Source organism: Streptomyces sp. NPDC127038 (assembly GCF_042725875.1).
Lineage (GTDB): Bacteria > Actinomycetota > Actinomycetes > Streptomycetales > Streptomycetaceae > Streptomyces.
Genome location: NZ_JBHXDQ010000024.1, coordinates 77,080 through 100,156 on the forward strand (window position 1 = coordinate 77,080; position 23,077 = coordinate 100,156).

Annotated in this window: 18 protein-coding genes; 16 read left to right on the forward strand and 2 right to left on the reverse strand. The window is 70.9% G+C overall.

All coding sequences use genetic code 11. The features are described from left to right. Positions 1–33: 33 nt before the first annotated feature. Positions 34–582 carry a carbonic anhydrase gene (locus tag ACFWI4_RS18895; protein ID WP_365737168.1) on the reverse strand — a complete coding sequence of 183 codons (549 nt, stop codon included), beginning with the start codon at positions 580–582 and terminating at the stop codon, positions 34–36. A gap of 425 nt (positions 583–1,007) precedes the next feature. Here ACFWI4_RS18895 and rsmH point away from each other — a divergent pair, with 425 nt between their 5' ends. From rsmH to ACFWI4_RS18975, 16 genes are all read left to right on the forward strand, one after another. Further along, positions 1,008–2,015 (forward strand): 16S rRNA (cytosine(1402)-N(4))-methyltransferase RsmH, encoded by a 1,008-nt coding sequence (rsmH, locus tag ACFWI4_RS18900; protein WP_387197337.1) that lies wholly within the window; start codon positions 1,008–1,010, stop codon positions 2,013–2,015. A 215-nt stretch (positions 2,016–2,230) separates the two neighbouring features. Continuing rightward, positions 2,231–2,758 carry a hypothetical protein gene (locus ACFWI4_RS18905; protein WP_387197340.1) on the forward strand — a complete coding sequence of 176 codons (528 nt, stop codon included), beginning with the start codon at positions 2,231–2,233 and terminating at the stop codon, positions 2,756–2,758. A 5-nt stretch (positions 2,759–2,763) separates the two neighbouring features. Then, positions 2,764–4,716, forward strand: coding sequence for a peptidoglycan D,D-transpeptidase FtsI family protein (locus ACFWI4_RS18910; protein WP_387197343.1), 1,953 nt, complete (start codon positions 2,764–2,766; stop codon positions 4,714–4,716). Positions 4,717–4,920: 204 nt separating this feature from the next. Continuing rightward, positions 4,921–6,441 carry a UDP-N-acetylmuramoyl-L-alanyl-D-glutamate--2,6-diaminopimelate ligase gene (locus ACFWI4_RS18915; protein WP_387197407.1) on the forward strand — a complete coding sequence of 507 codons (1,521 nt, stop codon included), beginning with the start codon at positions 4,921–4,923 and terminating at the stop codon, positions 6,439–6,441. A 4-nt stretch (positions 6,442–6,445) separates the two neighbouring features. After that, positions 6,446–7,867 (forward strand): UDP-N-acetylmuramoyl-tripeptide--D-alanyl-D-alanine ligase, encoded by a 1,422-nt coding sequence (gene murF, locus ACFWI4_RS18920; protein ID WP_387197346.1) that lies wholly within the window; start codon positions 6,446–6,448, stop codon positions 7,865–7,867. Further along, positions 7,867–8,937, forward strand: a complete 1,071-nt coding sequence (mraY, locus tag ACFWI4_RS18925; protein ID WP_385406670.1) for a phospho-N-acetylmuramoyl-pentapeptide-transferase — start codon at positions 7,867–7,869, stop codon at positions 8,935–8,937. Before murF ends, mraY begins: the two co-directional genes overlap by 1 nt. After that, on the forward strand, positions 8,919–10,346 hold the full coding sequence (murD, locus tag ACFWI4_RS18930) for a UDP-N-acetylmuramoyl-L-alanine--D-glutamate ligase (protein WP_387197349.1): 1,428 nt from the start codon (positions 8,919–8,921) through the stop codon (positions 10,344–10,346). The genes mraY and murD overlap by 19 nt, the downstream gene beginning before the upstream one ends. 68 nt (positions 10,347–10,414) lie before the next feature. Then, a complete protein-coding gene (ftsW, locus tag ACFWI4_RS18935; protein WP_387197352.1) occupies positions 10,415–11,776 on the forward strand; it encodes a putative lipid II flippase FtsW in 1,362 nt (453 codons plus the stop codon). Between the two features lie 6 nt (positions 11,777–11,782). Beyond that, positions 11,783–12,874 carry an undecaprenyldiphospho-muramoylpentapeptide beta-N-acetylglucosaminyltransferase gene (murG, locus tag ACFWI4_RS18940; RefSeq protein WP_339128872.1) on the forward strand — a complete coding sequence of 364 codons (1,092 nt, stop codon included), beginning with the start codon at positions 11,783–11,785 and terminating at the stop codon, positions 12,872–12,874. Positions 12,875–12,899: 25 nt separating this feature from the next. Further along, positions 12,900–13,685, forward strand: a complete 786-nt coding sequence (locus ACFWI4_RS18945) for a cell division protein FtsQ/DivIB (protein WP_387197355.1) — start codon at positions 12,900–12,902, stop codon at positions 13,683–13,685. Between the two features lie 275 nt (positions 13,686–13,960). After that, positions 13,961–15,154, forward strand: coding sequence for a cell division protein FtsZ (ftsZ, locus tag ACFWI4_RS18950; protein ID WP_385406656.1), 1,194 nt, complete (start codon positions 13,961–13,963; stop codon positions 15,152–15,154). Then, positions 15,151–15,888, forward strand: a complete 738-nt coding sequence (gene pgeF, locus ACFWI4_RS18955; protein WP_387197358.1) for a peptidoglycan editing factor PgeF — start codon at positions 15,151–15,153, stop codon at positions 15,886–15,888. The genes ftsZ and pgeF overlap by 4 nt, the downstream gene beginning before the upstream one ends. A gap of 6 nt (positions 15,889–15,894) precedes the next feature. After that, the gene (locus tag ACFWI4_RS18960) at positions 15,895–16,614 is read left to right on the forward strand and encodes a YggS family pyridoxal phosphate-dependent enzyme (RefSeq protein WP_387197361.1); all 720 of its coding nucleotides are present in this window, start codon (positions 15,895–15,897) and stop codon (positions 16,612–16,614) included. A gap of 129 nt (positions 16,615–16,743) precedes the next feature. After that, positions 16,744–17,385 carry a cell division protein SepF gene (locus ACFWI4_RS18965; protein WP_385406663.1) on the forward strand — a complete coding sequence of 214 codons (642 nt, stop codon included), beginning with the start codon at positions 16,744–16,746 and terminating at the stop codon, positions 17,383–17,385. A gap of 52 nt (positions 17,386–17,437) precedes the next feature. Next, positions 17,438–17,725: a YggT family protein gene (locus ACFWI4_RS18970; protein WP_339128866.1), complete on the forward strand. Its 288-nt coding sequence runs from the start codon at positions 17,438–17,440 to the stop codon at positions 17,723–17,725. A 55-nt stretch (positions 17,726–17,780) separates the two neighbouring features. Beyond that, entirely contained in the window at positions 17,781–19,097 is a 1,317-nt protein-coding gene (locus ACFWI4_RS18975) for a DivIVA domain-containing protein (protein ID WP_387197364.1), read from the forward strand. Positions 19,098–19,743: 646 nt separating this feature from the next. Here ACFWI4_RS18975 and ileS read toward each other — a convergent pair. Beyond that, positions 19,744–22,887, reverse strand: a complete 3,144-nt coding sequence (gene ileS, locus ACFWI4_RS18980) for an isoleucine--tRNA ligase (protein WP_387197367.1) — start codon at positions 22,885–22,887, stop codon at positions 19,744–19,746. Positions 22,888–23,077: the final 190 nt, after the last annotated feature.

The following is a 23,077-nucleotide window of genomic DNA, read 5'->3' on the forward strand; positions in this document are numbered from 1 at the left end:
GGACCGGCGACCTGGGGGCCCGGCGGGGCCCCGTCAGGCGGGGTCGATCTCCCGCAGCAGGCCGGTCGTGACGTCGAAGACGAAGCCGCGCACGTCGTCGGTGTGCACCAGGAACGGGGAGGTGCGCACCCGCTGCATCGACTGCCGTACGTCCTGGTCGACGTCGCGGAAGGCCTCGACCGCCCACGCGGGGCGCTGGCCGACCTCCATCTCCAGGTCGTGCCGGAACTCCTCGGTGAGGGACTCCAGACCGCAGCCGGTGTGGTGGATGAGCGCCACGCTGCGGGTGCCGAGGGCCCGCTGGCTGATGGTGAGGGAGCGGATCACGTCGTCGGTGACCACACCGCCGGCGTTGCGGATGGTGTGGCAGTCACCCAGTTCCAGGCCGAGCGCGGCGTGCAGGTCCAGGCGCGCGTCCATGCACGCGACCACGGCGACCCGCAGCACGGGGCGCGCGTCCATCCCGGGGTCGGTGAAGGCGGCGGCGTACTTCCCGTTCGCGTCCACGAGGCGGTCGGTGACCGTGCGCTCTGCGGCTATGGCGTCTTCGGGTTCGGTGGGAACAGATGCGGAAGTCGTCATACCCATGACGTTACTGGTCACCTGCGGAGCAGTCCTGCTGTGAGAGGGGACAAAGAATGTCATCGCGGCTTGTTGTGAGGTAATCCACACGGGCGGTGACGACGTGCCCGTTCGGGTGATTCTTCCGGATCCGCCGCTTCGCTCCGAGCCCCGTCCGCGACGCGCATGCCGGTTGATTGACCGCGAGACACCGTGGACTAAAGTGACGCGAAGCGGGAGGCGAGGCTCTCCCCGCTGGACTGTTTTCCCAGGAGGCCCGGCGACTTTCCGGAGTCTCCCCGCGTGCGCGGCGCGTACGTACGGCTCGGCCTCCGCCCGCTCCCGGTCGGCCGACGCCATTCAACCGGCGTCGGTGGGCCTCCCCTTCCCGAGCGGGTGGGGACCCGGCGGTGCGTACGGCCGCGCCGGACCTGAGAGGGCCCGGAATGCAAGGGCGCGAAGCGCTTCCCGACGAGGGCGACGGCGGGCGACCTGAGGGGCGCGACCGACACGTCCCGGTCATGCTCAAGCGGTGCCTGGACATGCTGGCCCCGGCCCTCACCGAGCCGGGAGCCGTGGTCGTCGACTGCACGCTCGGGCTCGGCGGTCACAGCGAGGCCCTGCTCACCCGGTTCCCCGGGGTGCGGCTCGTCGCCCTGGACCGCGACAAGGAGGCGCTGCGCCTCTCCGGGGATCGGCTCGCCCCCTACGGCGACCGCGCCACCCTGGTGCACGCCGTCTACGACGAACTCCCCGAGGTCCTCGACCGGCTGGGCGTCCCCCGCGTCCAGGGCGTCCTGTTCGACCTCGGTGTCTCCTCCATGCAGCTCGACGAGGCCGACCGGGGCTTCGCCTACGCGCAGGACGCCCCGCTCGACATGCGCATGGACCAGACGACCGGCATCAGCGCCGCCGAGGTCCTCAACACCTACCCGCCGGGCGAGCTGGTGCGGATCCTGCGGGCGTACGGCGAAGAGAAGCAGGCCAAGCGGATCGTCTCCGCGGTCGTGCGCGAGCGCGACAAGGAACCGTTCACCAACAGCGCCCGGCTCGTCGAACTGATCCGCGACGCGCTGCCCCAGGCGGCCAAGCGCACCGGCGGCAACCCCGCCAAGCGCACCTTCCAGGCGCTGCGCATCGAGGTCAACGGCGAACTGAGCGTCCTGGAGAGAGCGATCCCCGCCGCCGTGAAGGCGCTCGCCGTCGGCGGACGCGTCGCCGTGCTGTCGTACCACTCGCTGGAGGACCGGCTGGTCAAGCAGGTGTTCGCGGCCGGCGCCGCCAACACCGCGCCGCCCGGACTGCCGGTCGTCCCCGAGCGCTACCAGCCACGGCTCAAGCTCCTGACCCGCGGTGCCGAACTTCCCACCGAGGAAGAGGTCGCCGAGAACCGGCGGGCGGCTCCCGCCCGGCTGCGCGGGGTGGAGCGCATCCGCGAGGAGTCCGCCGAGTGAGCCGCGGGGAGAAGGAGGGGACGTGAGGCGCCGATCCGGACGCGCGCCACGCCGCGGCCCCCTGCCCCGTACCCGCCCGGCGGCGGGGACCGGACACCCCGGAGCACGACCGCGCGGCGCGTCCGGGAACCGGATCCACGGTGGTTTCGTGAGTAGGGGAACCGGACCCATGGAGCGGCCGTGAAGGCGGCACACCAGAGCCACAGGGAGGGCGCGTGAGCGGCACACCCGAACTCAGGGGGCGGGCGGCCAGGCTCGCCCGGCTCCTGCCCACCGGAGCCGGGCAGGCCGCCCGCACCCCCTTCGTCCTCCTGGTGGTCCTTCTCCTCGCCGGCGGCCTCATCGGGCTCCTGGTGCTGAACTCGGCGCTCAGCGAAGGCGCGTTCCGCCTCGACGACCTCCAGAAGGACACCAAGAACCTCACCGACGAGGAACAGGCCCTCCAGCGGGACGTGGACGCCTACTCCGCCCCCGACGCCCTCCAGCGCCGGGCCCGCGAACTCGGCATGGTCCCCGGCGGCGACCCGGCCTTCCTCGGCCCCGACGGCACCGTCAAGGGCGTTCCCGGAGCCGCCGGCACCGCCGCGCGGTCCCCGGCGGTCCCCCCGCCCGAGGTCCTCGCCCCGGCCCCGTCCACCCCGGCCCCGACGGCCTCCCCGGCCTCCCGGCAGCCCTCCGCGGGAGCGTCCGCGACCCGGAGCCCCGTCCCGTCCGCACAGCCCTCCACGACCCACGGCAGGTGACGGAAGTGTCCGACAGGGAACCGCCGCGCCGCCGGGTGCCAGGACCCGCCAGGCCCGCACGCCCCGCCGGCCGGAACCGCCCGGGACCGGGCGGCCGCCCCGTGCGCCGCCCCGCCGCGGAGCGTTCCGGCGGCCCGCGCGTCATCCGGCTCGGCAGCCCCCGCCCCCGGCTGCGCATGGTCAGCCTCGCGCTGACGCTGGTGATGCTCGCGTTCGTCGTGCGGCTGCTCCAGGTGCAGGCCGTGGACGCGAGCACCTACGCCGCGAAGGCCGAGCAGAACCGCTACGTGGGACGCACCCTGGCCGCCGAGCGCGGCGGGATCACCGACCGCGACGGCGTCGAGCTGGCGACGAGCGTGGACGCGTACGACATCACCGCGGACCCGACGATGTTCACCCGCGCGGCCACGAAGGTGGGGGACGCCCCCGAGCAGGCCGCCGCCCTCCTCGGCCCGATCATCGGCCAGGACGTGGACACGGTCGCCAGGAAGCTGCGGACCCCGAACACCCGCTACACCCTCCTCGCGCACCGCCGCACCCCCCAGGTCTGGCAGCAGATCAAGGACCTGAAGAGCACCCTCGCGGCCAAGGCCGGGACCGACGGGAGCACGGTCAACGTCCTCGCGGGCGTCCTCGCCGTACCCGCGAGCAAGCGGGTCTACCCGAACGGCGATCTGGCCGCCGGGATACTGGGCTGGGTCAACGCCGAGGGCAAGGGCGGCGGCGGCATCGAACAGCAGCTCGACAAGGAGCTCACCGGCAAGGACGGCAAGATCCGCTACGCCCAGTCCGGGGGCCGCCAGGTGCCGACCGTGGGCTCCACCGAGACGCCGGCCGTGGCCGGTTCCGACGTCGAGCTCACCATCGACCGGGACATCCAGTGGGCCGCGCAGGACGCCATCACCGAGCAGGTGAAGAAGTCCAGGGCGGACCGCGGGTACGTGATAGTGCAGGACGCGAGGACCGGCCAGGTCCTCGCCATGGCCAACGCGCCCGGCTTCGACCCCAACGACCTCACCCAGGCCAACGCGGCGGCCATGGGCAACGCGGCCCTCCAGGACGCCTACGAGCCCGGCTCCACCGCCAAGCTGATGTCGATGGCCGCCGTCCTCCAGGAGAACGTGGCGACCCCCGGGACCCATGTCGTCGTGCCCAACCGGCTGCACCGCGGCGACCGGCTCTTCCAGGACGACGTCGACCACAAGACCTGGGACCTCACGCTCAACGGCGTGCTCGCCAGGTCCAGCAACATCGGCACCATCCTGGCGACCGGACAGCTCGGCAAGACGCAGAAGCAGGCCGACGAGGTCCTGTACTCGTATCTGCGCAAGTTCGGCATCGGCAGCCACACCGGGCTCGGCTTCCCCGGCGAGACCGCGGGCCTCCTCGCGCCCGCCGACAAGTGGTCGACCTCGCAGCAGTACACGATCCCTTTCGGCCAGGGCATGTCGATCAATGCGATGCAGGCGGCCTCCGTCTACTCGACGATCGCCAACGGCGGCGTCCGCGTCGAACCCACCCTGGTACGCGGTACGAAGGGACCTGACGGCCGCTTCACCCCCGCGCCCGCGCCGAGGAAGAACCGGGTCGTGAGCGAGAAGACGGCGAGGACACTCGCCCAGATGCTGGAGTCCGTGGTGGACGACGAACAGGGCACCGGCGTCAAGGCGCGCATCCCCGGCTACCGGGTCGCGGGCAAGACCGGTACGGCCAATCGCGTGGATCCGGCCACCGGCAAGTACCACGGCTACACCTCCTCGTTCGCCGGGTTCGCCCCCGCCGACAAACCCCGCATCACCGTCTACTGCGCGATCCAGAACGCCACCAAGGGCAGCTACTACGGCGGCCAGATCTGCGGGCCCGTCTTCAAGCAGGTGATGGAGTTCGCCCTGAAGACCCTCCAGGTCCCGCCCACCGGCGCACCCGCGGCCCGGCTCCCCGTCGAGTTCACGCCGTGACCGTCCCCGACCGCACGCCCTGATCAGCACGTACGCACAACGGACCAGGAACCACTCGTGACAACGATCACCCCGGACCCCGGGAACCAGCCCTCCCCGCGGACCCCGTCCGCGCCCTCGCTTCGCCCCGGCGGGGGTGAGCCCGGTACGCTCACCGCCGTGCCACAAGCTGATCAGTCCCAAACCACCCAGAAGGGCGTTCCTGTGACATATCCGGGGCCGCCGCGTCCGGTTCACGTCTCCGCCATCCCCGTCGCGGAGCTGGCCGATCAGCTGGGCGCCGAGGACCCGGGGAGCGACGCCGGGGTCACGGGCATCACCCATGACTCCCGAGCGGTGCGACCCGGGGACGTGTACGCCGCGCTGCCAGGCGCCCGGCTGCACGGCGCCGACTTCGTGACCCAGGCGGCCGGCCTCGGCGCCGTCGCCGTGCTCACCGACCCGACCGGCGCCGACCGCGCCGCGGCCACCGGTCTGCCGGTCCTCGTCGTCGAGGACCCGCGCGGATCGATGGGCGAGCTCGCGGCCACCATCTACGGACACCCGGGGCGCGATCTCCTCCAGATCGGCATCACCGGCACCTCCGGCAAGACCACCACGGCCTACCTCGTCGAGGGCGGCCTGAAGACGGTCCGCTCCACCGGCCTGATCGGCACGGTGGAGACGCGCATCGGCGACGAGCGCATCAAGTCGGAGCGCACCACGCCCGAGGCCACCGACCTCCAGGCCCTGTTCGCCGTCATGGTCGAGCGCGGGGTCGACTCGGTCGCGATGGAGGTCTCCAGCCACGCCCTGGTCCTCGGCCGCGTCGACGGCTGCGTCTTCGACGTCGCCGTCTTCAACAACCTCAGCCCGGAACACATGGAGTTCCACACGGGCATGGAGGACTACTTCCAGGCGAAGGCCCAGCTGTTCACGGCCAGGCGCAGCCGGCTCGGCGTCGTGAACCTCGACGACGAGTACGGCCGCAGGCTCGCCGGAGAGGCCACCGTCCCGGTCGTCACCTTCTCCGCCGAGGGCCACCCGGACGCCGACTGGCGCGCCGAGGAGGTCGAAGTCGGCCCGATGGACTCCACGTTCACCGCCGTCGGCCCCAAGGGCGAGCGGATCACCGCCCGCTCGCCGCTGGCCGGCCCCTTCAACGTGGCGAACACGCTCGCCGCGATCGTCGCCCTCGCGGCCGCCGGGATCGACCCGCAGACCGCGGCCGACGGCATCGCCGCTGTCCCCGGGGTCCCGGGCCGTCTCGAGCGCGTCGACGAGGGCCAGCCCTACCTCGCCGTCGTCGACTACGCCCACAAGACGGACGCCGTCGAATCCGTCCTGCGCGCCCTGCGCAAGGTCACCGAGGGCAGACTCCACGTGGTGCTCGGCTGCGGCGGCGACCGGGACACCACCAAGCGGAAGCCGATGGGCGCGGCCGTGGCCCGGCTCGCCGACACCGCCGTCCTCACCTCCGACAACCCCCGTTCCGAGGACCCGCTCGCGATCCTCGCCACCATGCTCGCGGGAGCCGCCGAGGTGCCGGCCCACGAACGGGGCGAGGTCCAGGTCTTCGAGGACCGGGCCGCCGCCATCGCCGCGGCCGTCGCGCGCGCAAAGCCGGGCGACACCGTGCTGGTCGCGGGCAAGGGCCACGAGCAGGGCCAGGACATCGCCGGGGTGGTGCGTCCCTTCGACGACCGCCAGGTGCTTCGCGAAGCTATCCAGCAGACCCAGGGATGAACTTGTGATCGCCCTCTCCCTCGCCGAGATCGCATCAGTCGTCGGCGGGCAGACGTACGACATACCGGATCCGGGGCTACAGGTCACCGGACCGGTCGTCAGGGACTCCCGTGAAGTGGAGCCCGGCAGCCTCTTCGTCGCCTTCGTCGGCGAACGCGTGGACGGCCACGACTACGCCGAGGCGGTGATCGAGGCCGGCGCGGCCGCCGTGCTGGCGTCGCGCCCGGTCGGCGTGCCCGCCATCGTCGTCGACGACGTGCAGAGGGCCCTCGGCGCCCTCGCCCGGCACGTCGTCGAACGGCTCGGCGCGACCCTCGTGGCCCTCACCGGTTCCGCGGGCAAGACCAGCACCAAGGACCTGATCGCCCAGGTGCTGCGGAGCAAGGCGCCGACCGTCTTCACCCCCGGTTCCCTCAACAACGAGATCGGACTGCCGCTCACCGCGCTCAGCGCCACCGAGGAGACGAAGTTCCTCGTGCTGGAGATGGGCGCCCGCGGTATCGGCCACATCCGCTATCTGACGGAGCTCACCCCTCCGAGGATCGGTCTCGTCCTCAACGTCGGCACCGCCCACATCGGCGAGTTCGGCGGCCGCGAACAGATCGCGCAAGCAAAGGGCGAGCTCGTCGAGAGCCTCCCCGAGGACGGCGCGGCGATCCTCAACGCGGACGACCCCCTCGTACGCGCCATGGCCTCCCGCACCAAGGCACGCGTGCTCCTCTTCGGAGAGTCCGGCGAAGCGGACGTACGGGCCGAGAACGTGCGGCTCACCGAGAGCGGACAGCCTTCCTTCAGCCTTCGCACACCCTCCGGGTGCAGTGATGTGACCATGCGCCTGTACGGTGAGCACCACGTGTCGAACGCGCTCGCCGCGGCCGCCGTCGCCCATGAGCTGGGCATGTCCGCAGACGAGATCGCCCGCGCGCTCTCCGAGGCGGGCTCCCTCTCCCGCTGGCGGATGGAGGTCACCGAGCGTCCGGACGGCGTGACGGTCGTCAACGACGCCTACAACGCGAACCCCGAGTCCATGCGGGCCGCCCTGCGCGCGCTCGCTGCGATGGGCACAGCCCGTCAGGCACAAGGGGGCCGTACGTGGGCGGTGCTCGGTCAGATGGCCGAGCTCGGGGACGAGGCGCTCGCCGAGCACGACGCGGTCGGACGGCTTGCCGTCCGGCTCAATGTCGGCAAGCTCGTCGCGGTCGGGGGCAGGGAAGCGTCCTGGCTGCAACTGGGCGCATATAACGAGGGTTCGTGGGGTGAGGAGTCGGTGCACGTGTCCGACGCACAGGCGGCTGTCGACCTGTTGCGCAGCGAGCTGCGCCCAGGGGACGTCGTGCTCGTGAAGGCGTCCAGGTCCGTCGGGCTGGAACGGGTGGCGCTCGCGCTGCTCGCCGACGGTACCGAGGGTGAGGTTTCCGCCCGATGATGAAGCAGATCCTGTTCTCGGGTGTACTCGGTCTTTTCCTGACCCTGGCCGGCACTCCGCTGCTGATCAAGCTGCTGGCCCGCAAGGGCTACGGCCAGTACATCCGCGACGACGGCCCGCGCGAGCACGCCAGCAAGCGCGGTACGCCCACCATGGGTGGTATCGCCTTCATCCTGGCGACGATCGCCGCGTACTTCCTGAGCAAGCTCATCACCGGCTACGCGCCGACCTACTCGGGTCTGCTGGTCCTCGGCCTGATGTTCGGCATGGGCATGGTCGGCTTCCTCGACGACTACATCAAGATCGTCAAGAGGCGTTCGCTCGGTCTGCGGGCCAAGGCGAAGATGGCCGGACAGCTGATCGTCGGCATCTCCTTCGCGGTGCTGGCCCTGATGTTCCCGGACAACCGGGGCAACACCCCGGCCTCCACCAAGCTGTCGTTCATCACCGACTTCGGCTGGAAGATCGGCCCGGTGCTGTTCGTCATCTGGGCGCTGTTCATGATCCTCGCGATGTCGAACGGCGTGAACCTGACCGACGGTCTGGACGGCCTCGCCACCGGCGCCTCCGTGCTCGTCTTCGGCGCCTACACGTTCATCGGCGTCTGGCAGTTCCAGGAGTCCTGCGCCAACGCGACGACCCTGACCAACCCGGGCGCCTGCTACGAGGTGCGCGATCCGCTCGACCTGGCCGTGGTGGCCTCCGCGCTGATGGGCGCCTGCCTCGGCTTCCTGTGGTGGAACACCTCGCCCGCGAAGATCTTCATGGGCGACACGGGTTCGCTCGCCCTCGGCGGTGTCCTCACCGGCCTGGCCATCCTCTCCCGCACGGAGCTGCTGGTGGCCATCATGGGCGGCCTGTTCGTCCTCATCACCATGTCGGTGGTCATCCAGGTCGGCTCCTTCAAGCTGACCGGGAAGCGCGTCTTCCGCATGGCACCGCTCCAGCACCACTTCGAACTCAAGGGCTGGTCCGAGGTCCTCGTGGTGGTCCGATTCTGGATCATCCAGGGCATCTGCGTGATCGTCGGACTCGGCCTCTTCTACGCAGGATGGGCAGCCCAGAAGTGACCGACTGGCAGGGAAAGCACGTCACCGTCGCCGGCCTCGGCGTCTCGGGAATTCCGGCGGCCAGGGTCCTGCACGGCCTCGGCGCACTCGTCACCGTCGTCAACGACCGTGACGACGAACGGGCCCGCGCGCAGGCCGCAGAACTGGAGGCGCTCGGCGTCACCGTGCGCCTCGGTGACGGCGCGACCCTGCCCGAGGGCACCGAGCTCATCGTCACCGCGCCCGGCTGGCAGCCGGACAAGCCGCTGTTCACCGCGGCCGCCGCGGCGGGCGTCCCGGTCTGGGGCGACGTCGAACTCGCCTGGCGGCTGCGGGGACTGGACGGCAGGGAGCCGGCCCCCTGGCTCGCCGTCACCGGCACCAACGGCAAGACCACGACCGTCCAGATGCTCGCCTCCATCCTGAAGGCGGCGGGCCTGCGCACGGCCGCGGTCGGCAACATCGGCGTCTCCCTGCTCGACGCGGTCCTCGGCGAGCAGGAGTACGACGTCCTCGCCGTCGAACTCTCCAGCTACCAGCTCCACTGGGCGCCCTCGCTGCGCGCCCACTCCGGGGCGGTACTGAACCTCGCGCCCGACCACCTCGACTGGCACGGCTCCATGGAGGCGTACGCCGCCGACAAGGGCCGTATCTACGAAGGCAATCGGGTCGCCTGCGTCTACAACGTGGCCGACAAGGCCACCGAGGACCTGGTGCGCGCCGCGGACGTCGAGGAGGGCTGCCGCGCCGTCGGCTTCACCCTCGGCGCCCCCGGCCCCTCCCAACTCGGCGTCGTGGACGGCATCCTGGTCGACCGCGCCTTCGTCGAGAACCGGCAGAAGAACGCGCAGGAACTGGCCGAGGTCTCCGACGTCACCCCGCCCGCCCCGCACAACATCGCCAACGCCCTTGCCGCGGCGGCCCTCGCGCGCGCCTACGGAGTGCCTCCACGGGCCGTACGGGACGGACTGCGGGACTTCACCCCGGACGCCCACCGCATCGCGCACGTGGCCGACGTGGACGAGGTCGCCTACGTCGACGACTCCAAGGCCACCAACACGCATGCCGCGGAAGCCTCCTTGGCCGCCTACGAGTCGATCGTGTGGATCGCCGGCGGACTTGCCAAGGGCGCGACCTTCGACGAACTGGTCGCCCGCTCGGCGAAGCGGCTGCGGGGCGCCGTCCTGATCGGCGCGGACCGCGCGCTGATCCGCGAAGCCCTCACGCGACACGCCCCCGAGGTACCGGTCGTCGACCTCGACCGGACCGACACTGGGGCGATGCTCGCGGCGGTCCAGGAGGCCAGGAGGCTCGCCGAGCCCGGGGACACGGTTCTGCTGGCCCCGGCCTGCGCGTCCATGGACATGTTCGCCAACTACAACAAGCGCGGTGACGCGTTCGCGGAGGCGGTCCGCGAACTCGGCGCCTGACCCGGTTGCCTGGCCGGGCGGACCTGGGAGGGACGGACCCGTGACATCGCTGTGGACCGAAGACCCCGATGCCGGCTAGCCGCACCGGCCGCCCTCCCGTGCGCCGGGCCGGCCGGCCCGCCGCCGCGGGAGTGCCGCGCGACAACCCCGTACGCCGGCTGTCCCTGCGCGCCCGCAAGGCCTGGGACCGGCCGCTCACCGCGTACTACCTGATCCTCGGCGGCAGCCTGCTGATCACCGTGCTGGGGCTCGTGATGGTCTACTCGGCCTCGCAGATCACGGCGCTCCAGCTGTCCCTGCCCGGGTCGTTCTTCTTCCGCAAGCAGTTCCTGGCCGCCGCGATCGGCGGGGTCCTGCTGTTCGCCGCCTCGCGGATGCCGGTCAAGCTGCACCGGGCGCTGGCCTATCCGATCCTGGCGGGCGCCGTCTTCATGATGGCCCTCGTGCAGGTGCCCGGGATAGGGCTGTCGGTCAACGGCAACCAGAACTGGATCTCGCTGGGCGGCTCGTTCCAGATCCAGCCCAGCGAGTTCGGCAAGCTCGCGCTCGTGCTCTGGGGCGCGGACCTGCTCGCCCGCAAACAGGACAAGCGGCTGCTGACCCAGTGGAAGCACATGCTGGTGCCGCTCGTGCCCGCCGCCTTCATGCTGCTCGGACTGATCATGCTCGGCGGCGACATGGGCACCGCGATCATCCTCACGGCGATCCTGTTCGGCCTGCTGTGGCTGGCCGGAGCGCCCACCCGGCTGTTCGTCGGCGTGCTGTCCGTGGCCCTGGCGATCGGCTTCGTGCTGATCAAGACGAGCCCCAACCGCATGTCCAGGCTGGCCTGCATCGGGGCGACCGAGCCCGGGCCCCACGACACCTGCTGGCAGGCCGTGCACGGCATCTACGCCCTCGCCTCCGGCGGCCTGTTCGGCTCCGGCCTCGGCGCCAGTGTGGAGAAATGGGGACAACTGCCCGAAGCGCACACCGACTTCATCTTCGCCGTCACCGGGGAGGAACTGGGCCTCGCGGGGACGCTGTCGGTGCTCGCCCTCTTCGCGGCTCTAGGCTATGCGGGTATCCGCGTGGCCGGACGCACGGAGGACCCCTTCGTGAGGTATGCCGCGGGAGGCGTGACCACCTGGATCACGGCCCAGGCCGTGATCAACATCGGTGCGGTGCTCGGTCTGCTGCCGATCGCCGGAGTCCCGCTCCCGCTGTTCTCCTACGGGGGTTCCGCCCTGCTGCCGACCATGTTCGCCATCGGGTTGCTGATCGCCTTCGCGCGTGACGACCCCGCTGCGCGGGCGGCTCTCGCGATGCGGCAACCCCGCTTTGGCAGAAGGCGGGGTGCGGTGAGAGAGTCCGCAAGGGCCGCGGGGCCCCGGAGATGGAACACGATGCGACGGCGTGCCTCTGCGGCGCGTTCGTCCGGAGAGCGGTGAATTTCGGTGCATGTCGTACTCGCCGGCGGGGGGACCGCCGGCCACATCGAGCCCGCGCTCGCCCTCGCGGACGCCCTGCGCAGGCAGGACCCGACCGTGGGGATCACGGCCCTGGGCACGGAACGCGGCCTTGAGACCCGGCTCGTACCGGAGCGGGGCTACGAACTCGCGCTGATCCCGGCCGTACCGCTGCCGCGCAAGCCCACCCCCGAGCTGATCACGGTTCCCGGGCGGCTGCGCGGCACGATCAAGGCCGTCGAGCAGATCATGGAGCGGACCAAGGCCGACGCGGTCGTCGGCTTCGGCGGCTACGTGGCCCTGCCCGGCTATCTGGCGGCCAAGCGCCTCGGCGTGCCGATCGTCATCCACGAGGCCAACGCCCGGCCCGGACTGGCCAACAAGATCGGATCGCGGTACGCGGCCCAGGTCGCCGTCTCCACGCCCGACAGCAAGCTCCGCGGGGCCCGTTACATCGGCATCCCGCTGCGCCGCTCCATCGCCACCCTCGACCGGGCCGCCGTACGCCCCGAGGCGCGCGCCGCGTTCGGGCTCGACCCGAACCTGCCCACGCTCCTGGTGTCGGGCGGCTCCCAGGGCGCCCGCCGCCTCAACGAGGTGGTCCAGCAGGCGGCTCCCTACCTCCAGCAGGCCGGGATCCAGATCCTGCACGCGGTGGGTCCGAAGAACGAACTGCCGCAGGTGCACCAGATGCCGGGGATGCCCCCGTACATCCCGGTACCGTACGTGGACCGGATGGATCTCGCGTACGCCGCGGCCGACATGATGCTCTGCCGCGCGGGCGCGATGACCGTCGCCGAGCTCTCCGCCGTCGGACTGCCCGCCGCCTACGTCCCGCTGCCCATCGGCAACGGTGAACAGCGGCTGAACGCCCAGCCGGTGGTCAAGGCCGGCGGCGGACTGCTGGTCGACGACGCGGAGCTGACCCCGCAGTGGGTGCAGCAGAACGTGCTGCCCGTGCTCGCCGACCCGCACAAGCTGTACGAGATGTCGCGCGCCGCCAGCGAGTTCGGCCGCCGCGACGCCGACGACCTGCTCGTCGGCATGGTGTACGAGGCGATCGCCTCGCGCCACCGCTAGGACCGCATGAGGGAAGGCAGGGAGCGTGGCCGGACCGACGACCGCCGAGCGCGGTGAACGCCACAAGCCGGAGTCCGGCCCGCCCCGGCCGCCCCTCGTGGGGCGGCTCCGCCGCCTTCGTAGGCTCATCATCCTTTTGTTGGCCCTGGTGTTGGCCGGGTCCGCCGCCGTGTGGATCCTCTACGGTTCCCCGTGGCTGCGCACCGAGCGCGTGACCGTCTCCGGCACCCGGGTGCTCACCGACGCGCAGGTGCGGGAGGCGGCCGGCGTACCGGTCGGATCCCCGCTGGTCTCCGTCGACACGGACGCGATCCGGGCACGCCTGCTGAAGCAACTGCCCCGGCTCGACTCGGTCGAGGTCGTCCGGTCCTGGCCGCACGGAATCGGTCTGAACGTGACCGAGCGGATTCCCGTCCTGATCATCGGAAAAGGCCCGAAGTTCGTCGAAGTGGACGCCGGGGGCGTGCGGTTCGCCACGGTCGCCGACGCCCCGAAGGGCGTGCCCGTCCTGGAGTTGGCGGTGCCGAGGAGCAGTACGCCGAGCCGTTTCCCCGCCGACCGGCTGGTGCGCGAGGCGGTGCGGATCGCGGGGGACATTCCGGGCCGGGTCGCCCGTGACACCCGTACGGTCAAGGTCCGTTCGTACGACGCCGTGTCCCTGGAACTGAGCGGCGGCCGGACCGTGGAGTGGGGCAGCGCGGAGAACGGCCGGGCGAAGGCCAGGACACTCCTTGCTCTCATGAAAGCCGATTCCGGGGCCCGGCACTTCGACGTAAGTGCCCCCACCGCCCCCGCCTCCTCGGGCAGTTGACCCGCATCGGCGCAGGCCAGCACCCTGGTTGGGCAGTGCTGCGCCTGATCACATAGGGTGAAAAGAAAAACGGGAGGTTCGGCGTGTTCGTTGAACGCGCGCCACTTGTCGACTTAGTGTCCTGTTCGGAAGAGTCCAAGGAACAGACACACTGGTAACCCTAAACTTCAGCGTTAGGGTTCGGGTCGGCGTTCGGACCGTCCCACTCGGCATCAGTCGTCGGATCGCGAGCACGCGAGGCGACGACACGTAACTCGAGGCGAGAGGCCTTCGACGTGGCAGCACCGCAGAACTACCTCGCAGTCATCAAAGTCATCGGTGTCGGCGGCGGTGGTGTCAATGCCATCAACCGGATGATCGAGGTCGGTCTCAAGGGCGTCGAGTTCATCGCCATCAACACCGACGCGCAGGCGCTGTTGATGAGCGACGCCGACGTCAAGCTCGACGTCGGCCGGGAACTCACGCGCGGCCTCGGGGCCGGAGCGAACCCCGCGGTCGGCCGCAAGGCCGCCGAGGACCACCGCGAGGAGATCGAGGAGGTCCTCAAGGGGGCCGACATGGTCTTCGTGACGGCCGGAGAGGGCGGCGGCACCGGCACCGGCGGCGCGCCCGTCGTGGCCAACATCGCCCGCTCGCTCGGCGCCCTCACCATCGGCGTGGTCACCCGCCCCTTCACCTTCGAGGGCCGGCGCCGCGCGAACCAGGCCGAGGACGGCATCGCGGAGCTCCGCGAAGAGGTCGACACCCTCATCGTCATCCCGAACGACCGGCTGCTGTCCATCTCGGACCGCCAGGTCTCCGTCCTCGACGCCTTCAAGTCGGCGGACCAGGTCCTGCTCTCCGGTGTCCAGGGCATCACGGACCTCATCACCACCCCCGGTCTGATCAACCTCGACTTCGCCGACGTCAAGTCGGTCATGTCCGAGGCCGGTTCCGCCCTCATGGGCATCGGCTCGGCCCGCGGCGACGACCGCGCGGTGGCGGCGGCCGAGATGGCGATCTCCTCGCCGCTGCTCGAAGCCTCCATCGACGGCGCCCGGGGCGTCCTGCTGTCCATCTCCGGCGGCTCCGACCTCGGCCTGTTCGAGATCAACGAGGCGGCCCAGCTGGTCAGCGAGGCGGCCCACCCCGAGGCCAACATCATCTTCGGCGCCGTCATCGACGACGCACTCGGCGACGAGGTGCGGGTCACCGTCATCGCCGCCGGCTTCGACGGCGGGCAGCCGCCGGCCAAGCGGGAGAACGTCCTCGGCTCGGCCACGGCCCGGCGCGAGGAGCCCGCTCCGGCCCGCCAGGCCGAGAGCCGCCCGTCCTTCGGGTCGCTCGGCAGCGTGACGCCCAAGGAGCCCGCTCCGGAGCCCGCCCCCGAGCCGGTCAGCGAACTGCCGGTGTCCCCGCCGGTCCCGCCGTCCCGCTCGTACTCGGACAGCGCGGCCGAGGAACTGGACGTGCCGGACTTCCTGAAGTGATAGGACAGCGCTCCGCTGCGAGCACCGTGAGCGGCGCCCACTTCGCCTTCACCGACAGGTGGGGCGGGGTGAGCGCCGTTCCGTACGAGGAGCTCAACCTCGGCGGGGCGGTCGGCGACGACCCCGGTGCTGTGCGCGCCAACCGGGAACTGGCCGCGAAGGCGCTCGGGCTCGACCCGGCCCTGGTCGTCTGGATGAACCAGGTGCACGGGCCGGACGTGGCGGTCGTCGAGGAGCCCTGGGGCGCCTCGGAGATCCCCTCCGTCGACGCGGTCGTCACCACCCGGCGCGGGCTCGCGCTCGCCGTGCTCACCGCCGACTGCACCCCCGTCCTGCTGGCCGACCCGGTCGCCGGTGTGGCGGCCGCCGCCCACGCGGGACGGCCCGGCATGATCGCCGGCGTGGTCCCCGCGGCCGTACGGGCCATGGTGGAGCTCGGCGCCGATCCGGCCAGGATCGTGGCCCGGACCGGACCCGCCGTCTGCGGACGGTGCTACGAGGTGCCGGACGCGATGCGCGCCGAGGTCGCCGCCGTGGAGCCCGCGGCCTACGCCGAGACGAGCTGGGGGACGCCCGCGGTCGACGTGACCGCGGGGGTGCACGCGCAGCTCGAACGGCTCGGGGTGCGCGACCGGGAGCAGTCGCCGGTGTGCACGCTCGAATCGCAGGACCACTTCTCCTACCGACGGGACCGCACCACCGGGCGGCTCGCGGGATATGTCTGGCTGGACTGATGGGGCATGACGGACCGTAAGGCTCAACTCGCCGCGAACCTGGCGAAAGTGGAAGAGCGCATCACGGCGGCGTGCACGGACGCCGGACGCAAGCGCGAAGAAGTGACCCTGATCGTGGTCACCAAGACCTATCCCGCCAGTGATGTGCGGATCCTGTCCGAACTCGGTGTGCGTCACGTGGCCGAGAACCGGGACCAGGATGCCGCGCCCAAGAGTACGGAGTGCTCCGATCTGCCCCTGTTGTGGCATTTCGTGGGGCAATTGCAGACCAACAAAGTGCGTTCTGTGGTCGGTTACGCGGATTTCGTGCAGTCCGTCGACCGTTCCCGGCTCGTCACCTCTCTTTCGAGGGAGGCGGAACGGGCGGAACGCGAAGTGGGATGTCTCATCCAGGTCGCGCTGGACGCCCAGGAGAGCGGCCGGGGCGAGCGGGGCGGTGTCGGGCCCGGCGGGGTCGAGGAGTTGGCCGCGCTCGTGGCGGACTCCCCGGGACTCCGGCTCGACGGGCTGATGACCGTGGCTCCGCTCACGGGCGAGTACGCGGGGCGCCAACAACAGGCGTTCGAGCGGCTGATGGATTTGTCGACTGCCGTGCGCCGGGCCCATCCGGCTGCGAACATGGTCTCGGCAGGGATGAGCTCGGATCTCGAACAGGCCGTGGCGGCCGGAGCGACACATGTACGCGTCGGTACTGCGGTACTCGGACTCCGACCCGGCCTCCGGTAACGTCGCCAAGAAGTCGGACCACAGCAGAAAATATGGTCATTACCGCCAAATGCGGGCATAACGACCTCGTGGATCGCGGGCACTTGGCAATTCGTCAGCCGATCCACCACAGAGCGGAGGACTCAGAGCATGGCCGGCGCGATGCGCAAGATGGCGGTCTACCTCGGCCTCGTGGAGGACGATGGGTACGACGGCAGAGGATTCGACCCCGACGACGACTTCGAGCCCGAGCTCGACCCGGAGCCCGAGCGTGACCGGCGACGGCATGAGCCGGTGCACCAGTCACATCAGGCGCACTCGTCCCAAAGGGACGAACCGGTACGAGTGGTGCAGCCCTCGGCGCCCCGCGACCCGGTGCCGCATTCCGCGTCGCTCGCCGCGGAGTCCGGGCGCCCGGCGCGCATCGCCCCCGTGGCATCCATCACACAAGAACGTCAGAGCCTGGAGAAGAACGCCCCGGTGATCATGCCCAAGGTCGTGTCGGAACGAGAGCCGTACCGGATCACCACGCTGCACCCCCGGACCTACAACGAGGCCCGTACCATCGGGGAACACTTCCGTGAGGGCACCCCGGTGATCATGAACCTGACGGAGATGGACGACACTGACGCGAAGCGCCTTGTCGACTTCGCCGCCGGTTTGGTGTTCGGTCTCCACGGCAGCATCGAGCGGGTGACGCAGAAGGTGTTCCTGTTGTCGCCTGCTAACGTCGATGTCACGGCGGAGGACAAGGCCCGCATCGCAGAGGGCGGGTTCTTCAACCAGAGCTGAGACGCAGTACCGGGAACACCGTAGGAAAACAGGGGAGAGGGAAGCGCGGATCATGAGCGTGGTCGGGCAGGTCTTCTACATCGCGCTGATGTGCTTCCTCATCGTGCTGATTTTCCGGCTGGTCATGGACTACGTCTTCCAGTTCGCCCGCTCATGGCAACCCGGCAAGGCGATGGTGGTCGTTCTGGAGGCCACCTACACTGTCACCGATCCACCGCTCAAGCTTCTGCGGCGGTTCATTCCGCCGCTGCGTCTCGGGGGCGTGGCGCTTGACCTGTCCTTCTTCGTGCTGATGATCATCGTCTTCATCTTGATCAGACTTACGCAGAACTTGATGTGAGCGATGTGAACGATACGGTCTTGCCGAATGCCGACGACTACGTTGAGGTGAAGAGATGCCGTTGACCCCCGAGGACGTGCGGAACAAGCAGTTCACGACCGTCCGCCTCCGAGAAGGCTATGACGAGGACGAGGTCGATGCCTTCCTCGACGAGGTCGAAGCCGAACTGACCCGCCTGCTCCGCGAGAACGAGGACCTGCGCGCCAAGCTGGCCGCCGCCACGCGCGCGGCCGCGCAGAACCAGCAGCAGCAGGGTATGCGCAAACCGCCCGAGCAGCAGGACCAGCAGGGCCCGCCGCAGGGTATGCGAGGGCCCGGCGCTCCTGTGCCCGCGGGGATATCAGGTCCGCCGCAGGGCATGGGCGGTCCCATGGGTGGTCCCATGGGCGGCCCGCCCCAGCTGCCGAGCGGTGCTCCCGCGCTGCCCGCGGGTCCCAGTGGTCAGGGCGGCCCGCAGGGTCAGGGTCCGATGGGTCAGGGCCCCATGGGTCAGGGTCCGATGGGCCAGGGTCCGATGGGTCAGGGCCCCATGGGTCAGGGTCCGATGGGCCAGGGTCCGATGGGTCAGGGCCCCATGGGCCAGGGTGGCCCCGGTCAGATGCAGCAGATGGGTGGCCCCATGGGCCAGGGCGGCCCCGGCCAGATGCAGCAGATGGGCGGCCCGATGGGCGGTCCCATGGGTGGCCCCATGGGCGGTCCGATGGGTGGCCCCATGGGTGGTCCGATGGGCGGCCCCGGTCAGCAGATGCAGCAGCAGGGCCCCGGTGGCGACAGCGCCGCCCGTGTCCTCTCGCTGGCTCAGCAGACCGCCGACCAGGCGATCGCCGAGGCACGCTCCGAGGCCAACAAGATCGTCGGCGAGGCCCGCAGCCGCGCCGAGGGTCTGGAGCGCGACGCCCGTGCCAAGGCCGACGCCCTGGAGCGGGACGCGCAGGAGAAGCACCGCGTCGCGATGGGCTCCCTGGAGTCCGCCCGCGCCACGCTGGAGCGCAAGGTCGAGGACCTGCGCGGCTTCGAGCGCGAGTACCGCACGCGTCTGAAGTCCTACCTGGAGTCGCAGCTGCGCCAGCTGGAGACGCAGGCGGACGACTCGCTCGCCCCGCCGCGCACTCCGGCCGCCGCGTCCCTGCCGGCGTCCTCCGCGCCCTCGATGGCTCCCGCGGGTGCCGGTGCGCCGTCCTACGGCGGCAACCCGGGCATGGGCGGCGGCATGGGCGGACCGTCGCAGGGCGGACCGTCCTACGGCGGGCAGCAGCAGATGTCGCCCGCGATGACCCAGCCGATGGCTCCGGTGCGGCCCCAGGGCCCGTCGCCGATGCAGCAGGCGCCCTCGCCGATGCGCGGGTTCCTCATCGACGAGGACGACAACTGACGGCGGCTCGCACGCCATAGGCGTCGGCAGCATTCAGGGCGGGGCCCCCGGAGAGATCCGGGGGCCCCGCCCTTTTGCACGCCCGCCAAGGGCCTGCACGGGGCCCAGGAGGCGCCGGAACGGGTGCGCGGGCCTTCTTCCCGGCCCGGACCCCTCGAACGCCCCGTACGACCGGCCCACAACGCCGAGCACCACGGCTCTCAGCCCCGGCCGGGAGATCTCAGCGTCGGCCGGGCACGTTTCCGCTCCGGCCGGGAGACCTCAGCCCTGGCCGCGCACAGCTCAGCCCCGGCCGGGAGATCTCGGCCTCGGCCGGACACATCTCAGCCCCGGCCGGGAAAATTTCAGCCCCTCCGGCGTTTGAGGAGCGGGGTCCGGGGCGGAGCCCCGGGGACGGGCAGGGGCGGAGGGGGCGAGAAGACACCGGGCGGAACCCCGGCCGAGCCCGTGCGGCCTCACCGGACGGGGCAGGGGCGGTCCGGCACGATCCGGGAGCCGAGCCGAGCTGCCGAAGCCGAGCCGAGCTGCCGAAGCCGGGCCGCGACGCCGAAGCCGGGCCGCGGCGCCGGCCCCGGAACGGCGGAGGCCCGGGGCCGCCAGGAGGTCCTGGGGGCCCCGGGCCTTCGGCACGGGTGGGAGATCCGCGTCACGCCTTGCGGAGACGGAACACCAGGGACAGCCCCTCGTCGGTGAACGGCTCCCCGTACGCCCCGTCGGCCTCGCCCTGGGCGAAGTCCGTGGCGAGCACCTCGTCCGCGATGAGCCCGGCGTGCTCGCCGAGCGCCGCGACGACCGCCGGGTCCGTGGAGGTCCAGCGCAGCGCGATGCGGTCGGCGACGTCGAGGCCGCTGTTCTTGCGGGCCTCCTGGATCAGCCGGATCGCGTCACGGGCGAGGCCCGCCTGCCGCAGCTCCTCGGTGATCTCCAGGTCGAGCGCGACGGTCGCGCCGGAGTCGGAGGCCACCGACCAGCCCTCGCGGGGGGTCTCCGTGATGATGACCTCGTCCGGGGCCAGGCTCACGCTCTCGCCGCCGACCTCGACCGACGCGGTGCCCTCGCGCAGGGCGAGCGACAGGGCGGCGGCATCGGCCTGGGCGATGGCCTTCGCCACATCCTGGACGCCCTTGCCGAAGCGCTTGCCCAGGGCGCGGAAGTTCGCCTTCGCGGTGGTGTCGACCAGTGAACCGCCGACCTCGGAGAGCGACGCGAGGGAACTCACATTCAGTTCCTCGGTGATCTGCGCGTGCAGCTCGGGGTCGAGCGTCGCGAAGCCGGTCGCGGCGATCAGCGCGCGGGACAGCGGCTGACGGGTCTTGACGCCGGACTCCGCGCGCGTGGCGCGGCCCAGCTCGACGAGACGGCGCACCAGCAGCATCTGGCGCGACAGCTCCGGGTCGATGACGGACAGGTCCGCCTCGGGCCAGGACGACAGGTGCACCGACTCGGGCGCCTCCGGGGTGACCGGGACGACCAGGTCCTGCCAGACCCGCTCGGTGATGAACGGGGTCAGCGGGGCCATCAGCCGCGTGACCGTCTCCACGACCTCGTGCAGGGTGCGCAGCGCGGCCTTGTCGCCCTGCCAGAAGCGGCGGCGGGAGCGGCGCACGTACCAGTTCGAGAGGTCGTCGACGAAGGCCGACAGGAGCTTTCCGGCCCGCTGGGTGTCGTACGCCTCCAGAGCCTGCGTCACCTGGTCGGTGAGCGCGTGGAGTTCGGACAGCAGCCAGCGGTCCAGGACCGGACGGTCCGCCGGCGCCGGGTCGGCCGCGCTGGGCGCCCAGTCGCTGGTGCGGGCGTACAGGGCCTGGAAGGCGACGGTGTTCCAGTACGTGAGGAGCGTCTTGCGGACGACCTCCTGGATGGTGCCGTGGCCCACGCGCCGCGCCGACCACGGGGAGCCGCCGGCCGCCATGAACCAGCGCACCGCGTCGGCGCCGTGCTGGTCCATCAGCGGGATCGGCTGGAGGATGTTGCCCAGGTGCTTGGACATCTTGCGGCCGTCCTCGGCGAGGATGTGGCCGAGGCACACGACGTTCTCGTACGAGGACTTGTCGAACACCAGGGTGCCGACGGCCATCAGCGTGTAGAACCAGCCGCGCGTCTGGTCGATGGCCTCGGAGATGAACTGGGCCGGGTAGCGGCTCTCGAAGATCTCCTTGTTCTTGTACGGGTAGCCCCACTGCGCGAACGGCATCGAACCCGAGTCGTACCAGGCGTCGATGACCTCGGGGACGCGGGTCGCCGTCAGACCGCAGCCGCCCTGCGGGCACGGGAAGGTCACCGCGTCGATGTACGGGCGGTGCGGGTCGAGCTCGGACTGGTCGGTGCCGGTCAGCTCGGTCAGCTCCGCGCGCGAGCCGACACAGGTGAGGTGGCCCTCCTCGCAGGTCCACAGCGGCAGCGGGGTGCCCCAGTAACGGCTGCGCGAGAGCGCCCAGTCGATGTTGTTGTTCAGCCAGTCGCCGAAGCGGCCGTGCTTGACCGACTCCGGGAACCAGTTGGTGCCCTCGTTCTCCTCCAGGAGGCGGTCCTTGACGGCCGTCGTGCGGATGTACCAGGAGGGCTGCGCGTAGTACAGGAGCGCGGTGTGGCAGCGCCAGCAGTGCGGGTAACTGTGCTCGTACGGCACGTGCTTGAAGAGCAGGCCGCGGCTCTGGAGGTCCTCGGTGAGCTTTTCGTCCGCCTTCTTGAAGAAGACGCCGCCCACCAGGGGGACGCTCTCCTCGAAGGTGCCGTTCGGGCGGATCGGGTTCACCACCGGGAGGCCGTACGAGCGGCACACCTTGAGGTCGTCCTCGCCGAAGGCGGGGGACTGGTGGACCAGACCCGTGCCGTCCTCGGTCGTCACGTACTCGGCGTTGACGACGAAGTGGGCGGCCTCGGGGAACTCGATGAGCTCGAACGGACGTTGATACGTCCAGCGCTCCATCTCGGCACCCGTGAAGGACTCGCCGGTGGTCTCCCAGCCCTCGCCGAGCGCCTTCTCCACGAGCGGCTGCGCGACGACGAGCTGCTCCTCGCCGTTCGTCACGACGGAGTAGGTGACGTCCGGGTGGGCGGCGACCGCGGTGTTGGACACCAGCGTCCACGGGGTGGTCGTCCACACCAGGAGCGCGGCGCGGCCGGCCAGCGGACCGGAGGTGAGCGGGAAACGGACGTACACGGAGGGGTCGACGATGGTCTCGTAGCCCTGGGCCAGCTCGTGGTCGGACAGGCCCGTCTCGTCGCGCGGGCACCAGGGCGCCACGCGGTAGTCCTGGACCAGCAGGCCCTTGTTGAAGATCTCCTTGAGCGACCACCACACGGACTCGATGTACTCGGGGTCCATGGTCCGGTAGGCGTCGTCCAGGTCGACCCAGTAGCCCATGCGGTTGGTCAGCTCGGTGAACGCGTCGGTGTGGCGGGTCACGGACTCGCGGCACCGGTCGTTGAACTCGGCGATGCCGAACGCCTCGATGTCCTGCTTGCCGGTGAAGCCGAGCTCCTTCTCGACCGCCAGCTCCACCGGGAGACCGTGGCAGTCCCAGCCGGCCTTGCGGCCCACGTGGTAGCCGCGCATGGTGCGGAAGCGCGGGAAGACGTCCTTGAAGACGCGCGCCTCGATGTGATGGGCACCCGGCATGCCGTTGGCGGTGGGCGGGCCTTCGTAGAACACCCACTCCGGCCGGCCCTCGGACTGCTCGAGGCTCTTGGCGAAGATCTTCTGCTCACGCCAGAAGTCGAGCACGGCGTGCTCGAGTGCGGGCAGGTCGACCTGGGCGGGCACCTGGCGGTACGTCGGCGCTGTCATCGGCGAGCTTCCTCCAACGGACTTTCTGCCTTCCGTCGGAGGGACGAGAGCCGTGTTGCTACGGACGCCGTGTGCGGCGCGCTCCCGCGGTACCACCCTCCTTGGCCCTCCGATGCGCCCTTCGCGCCGGTGGGCCCCCTCATTGGGGTCGCGATGCCGGGTCTACTGGCCCCAGAGGGGTGTTCTGCCG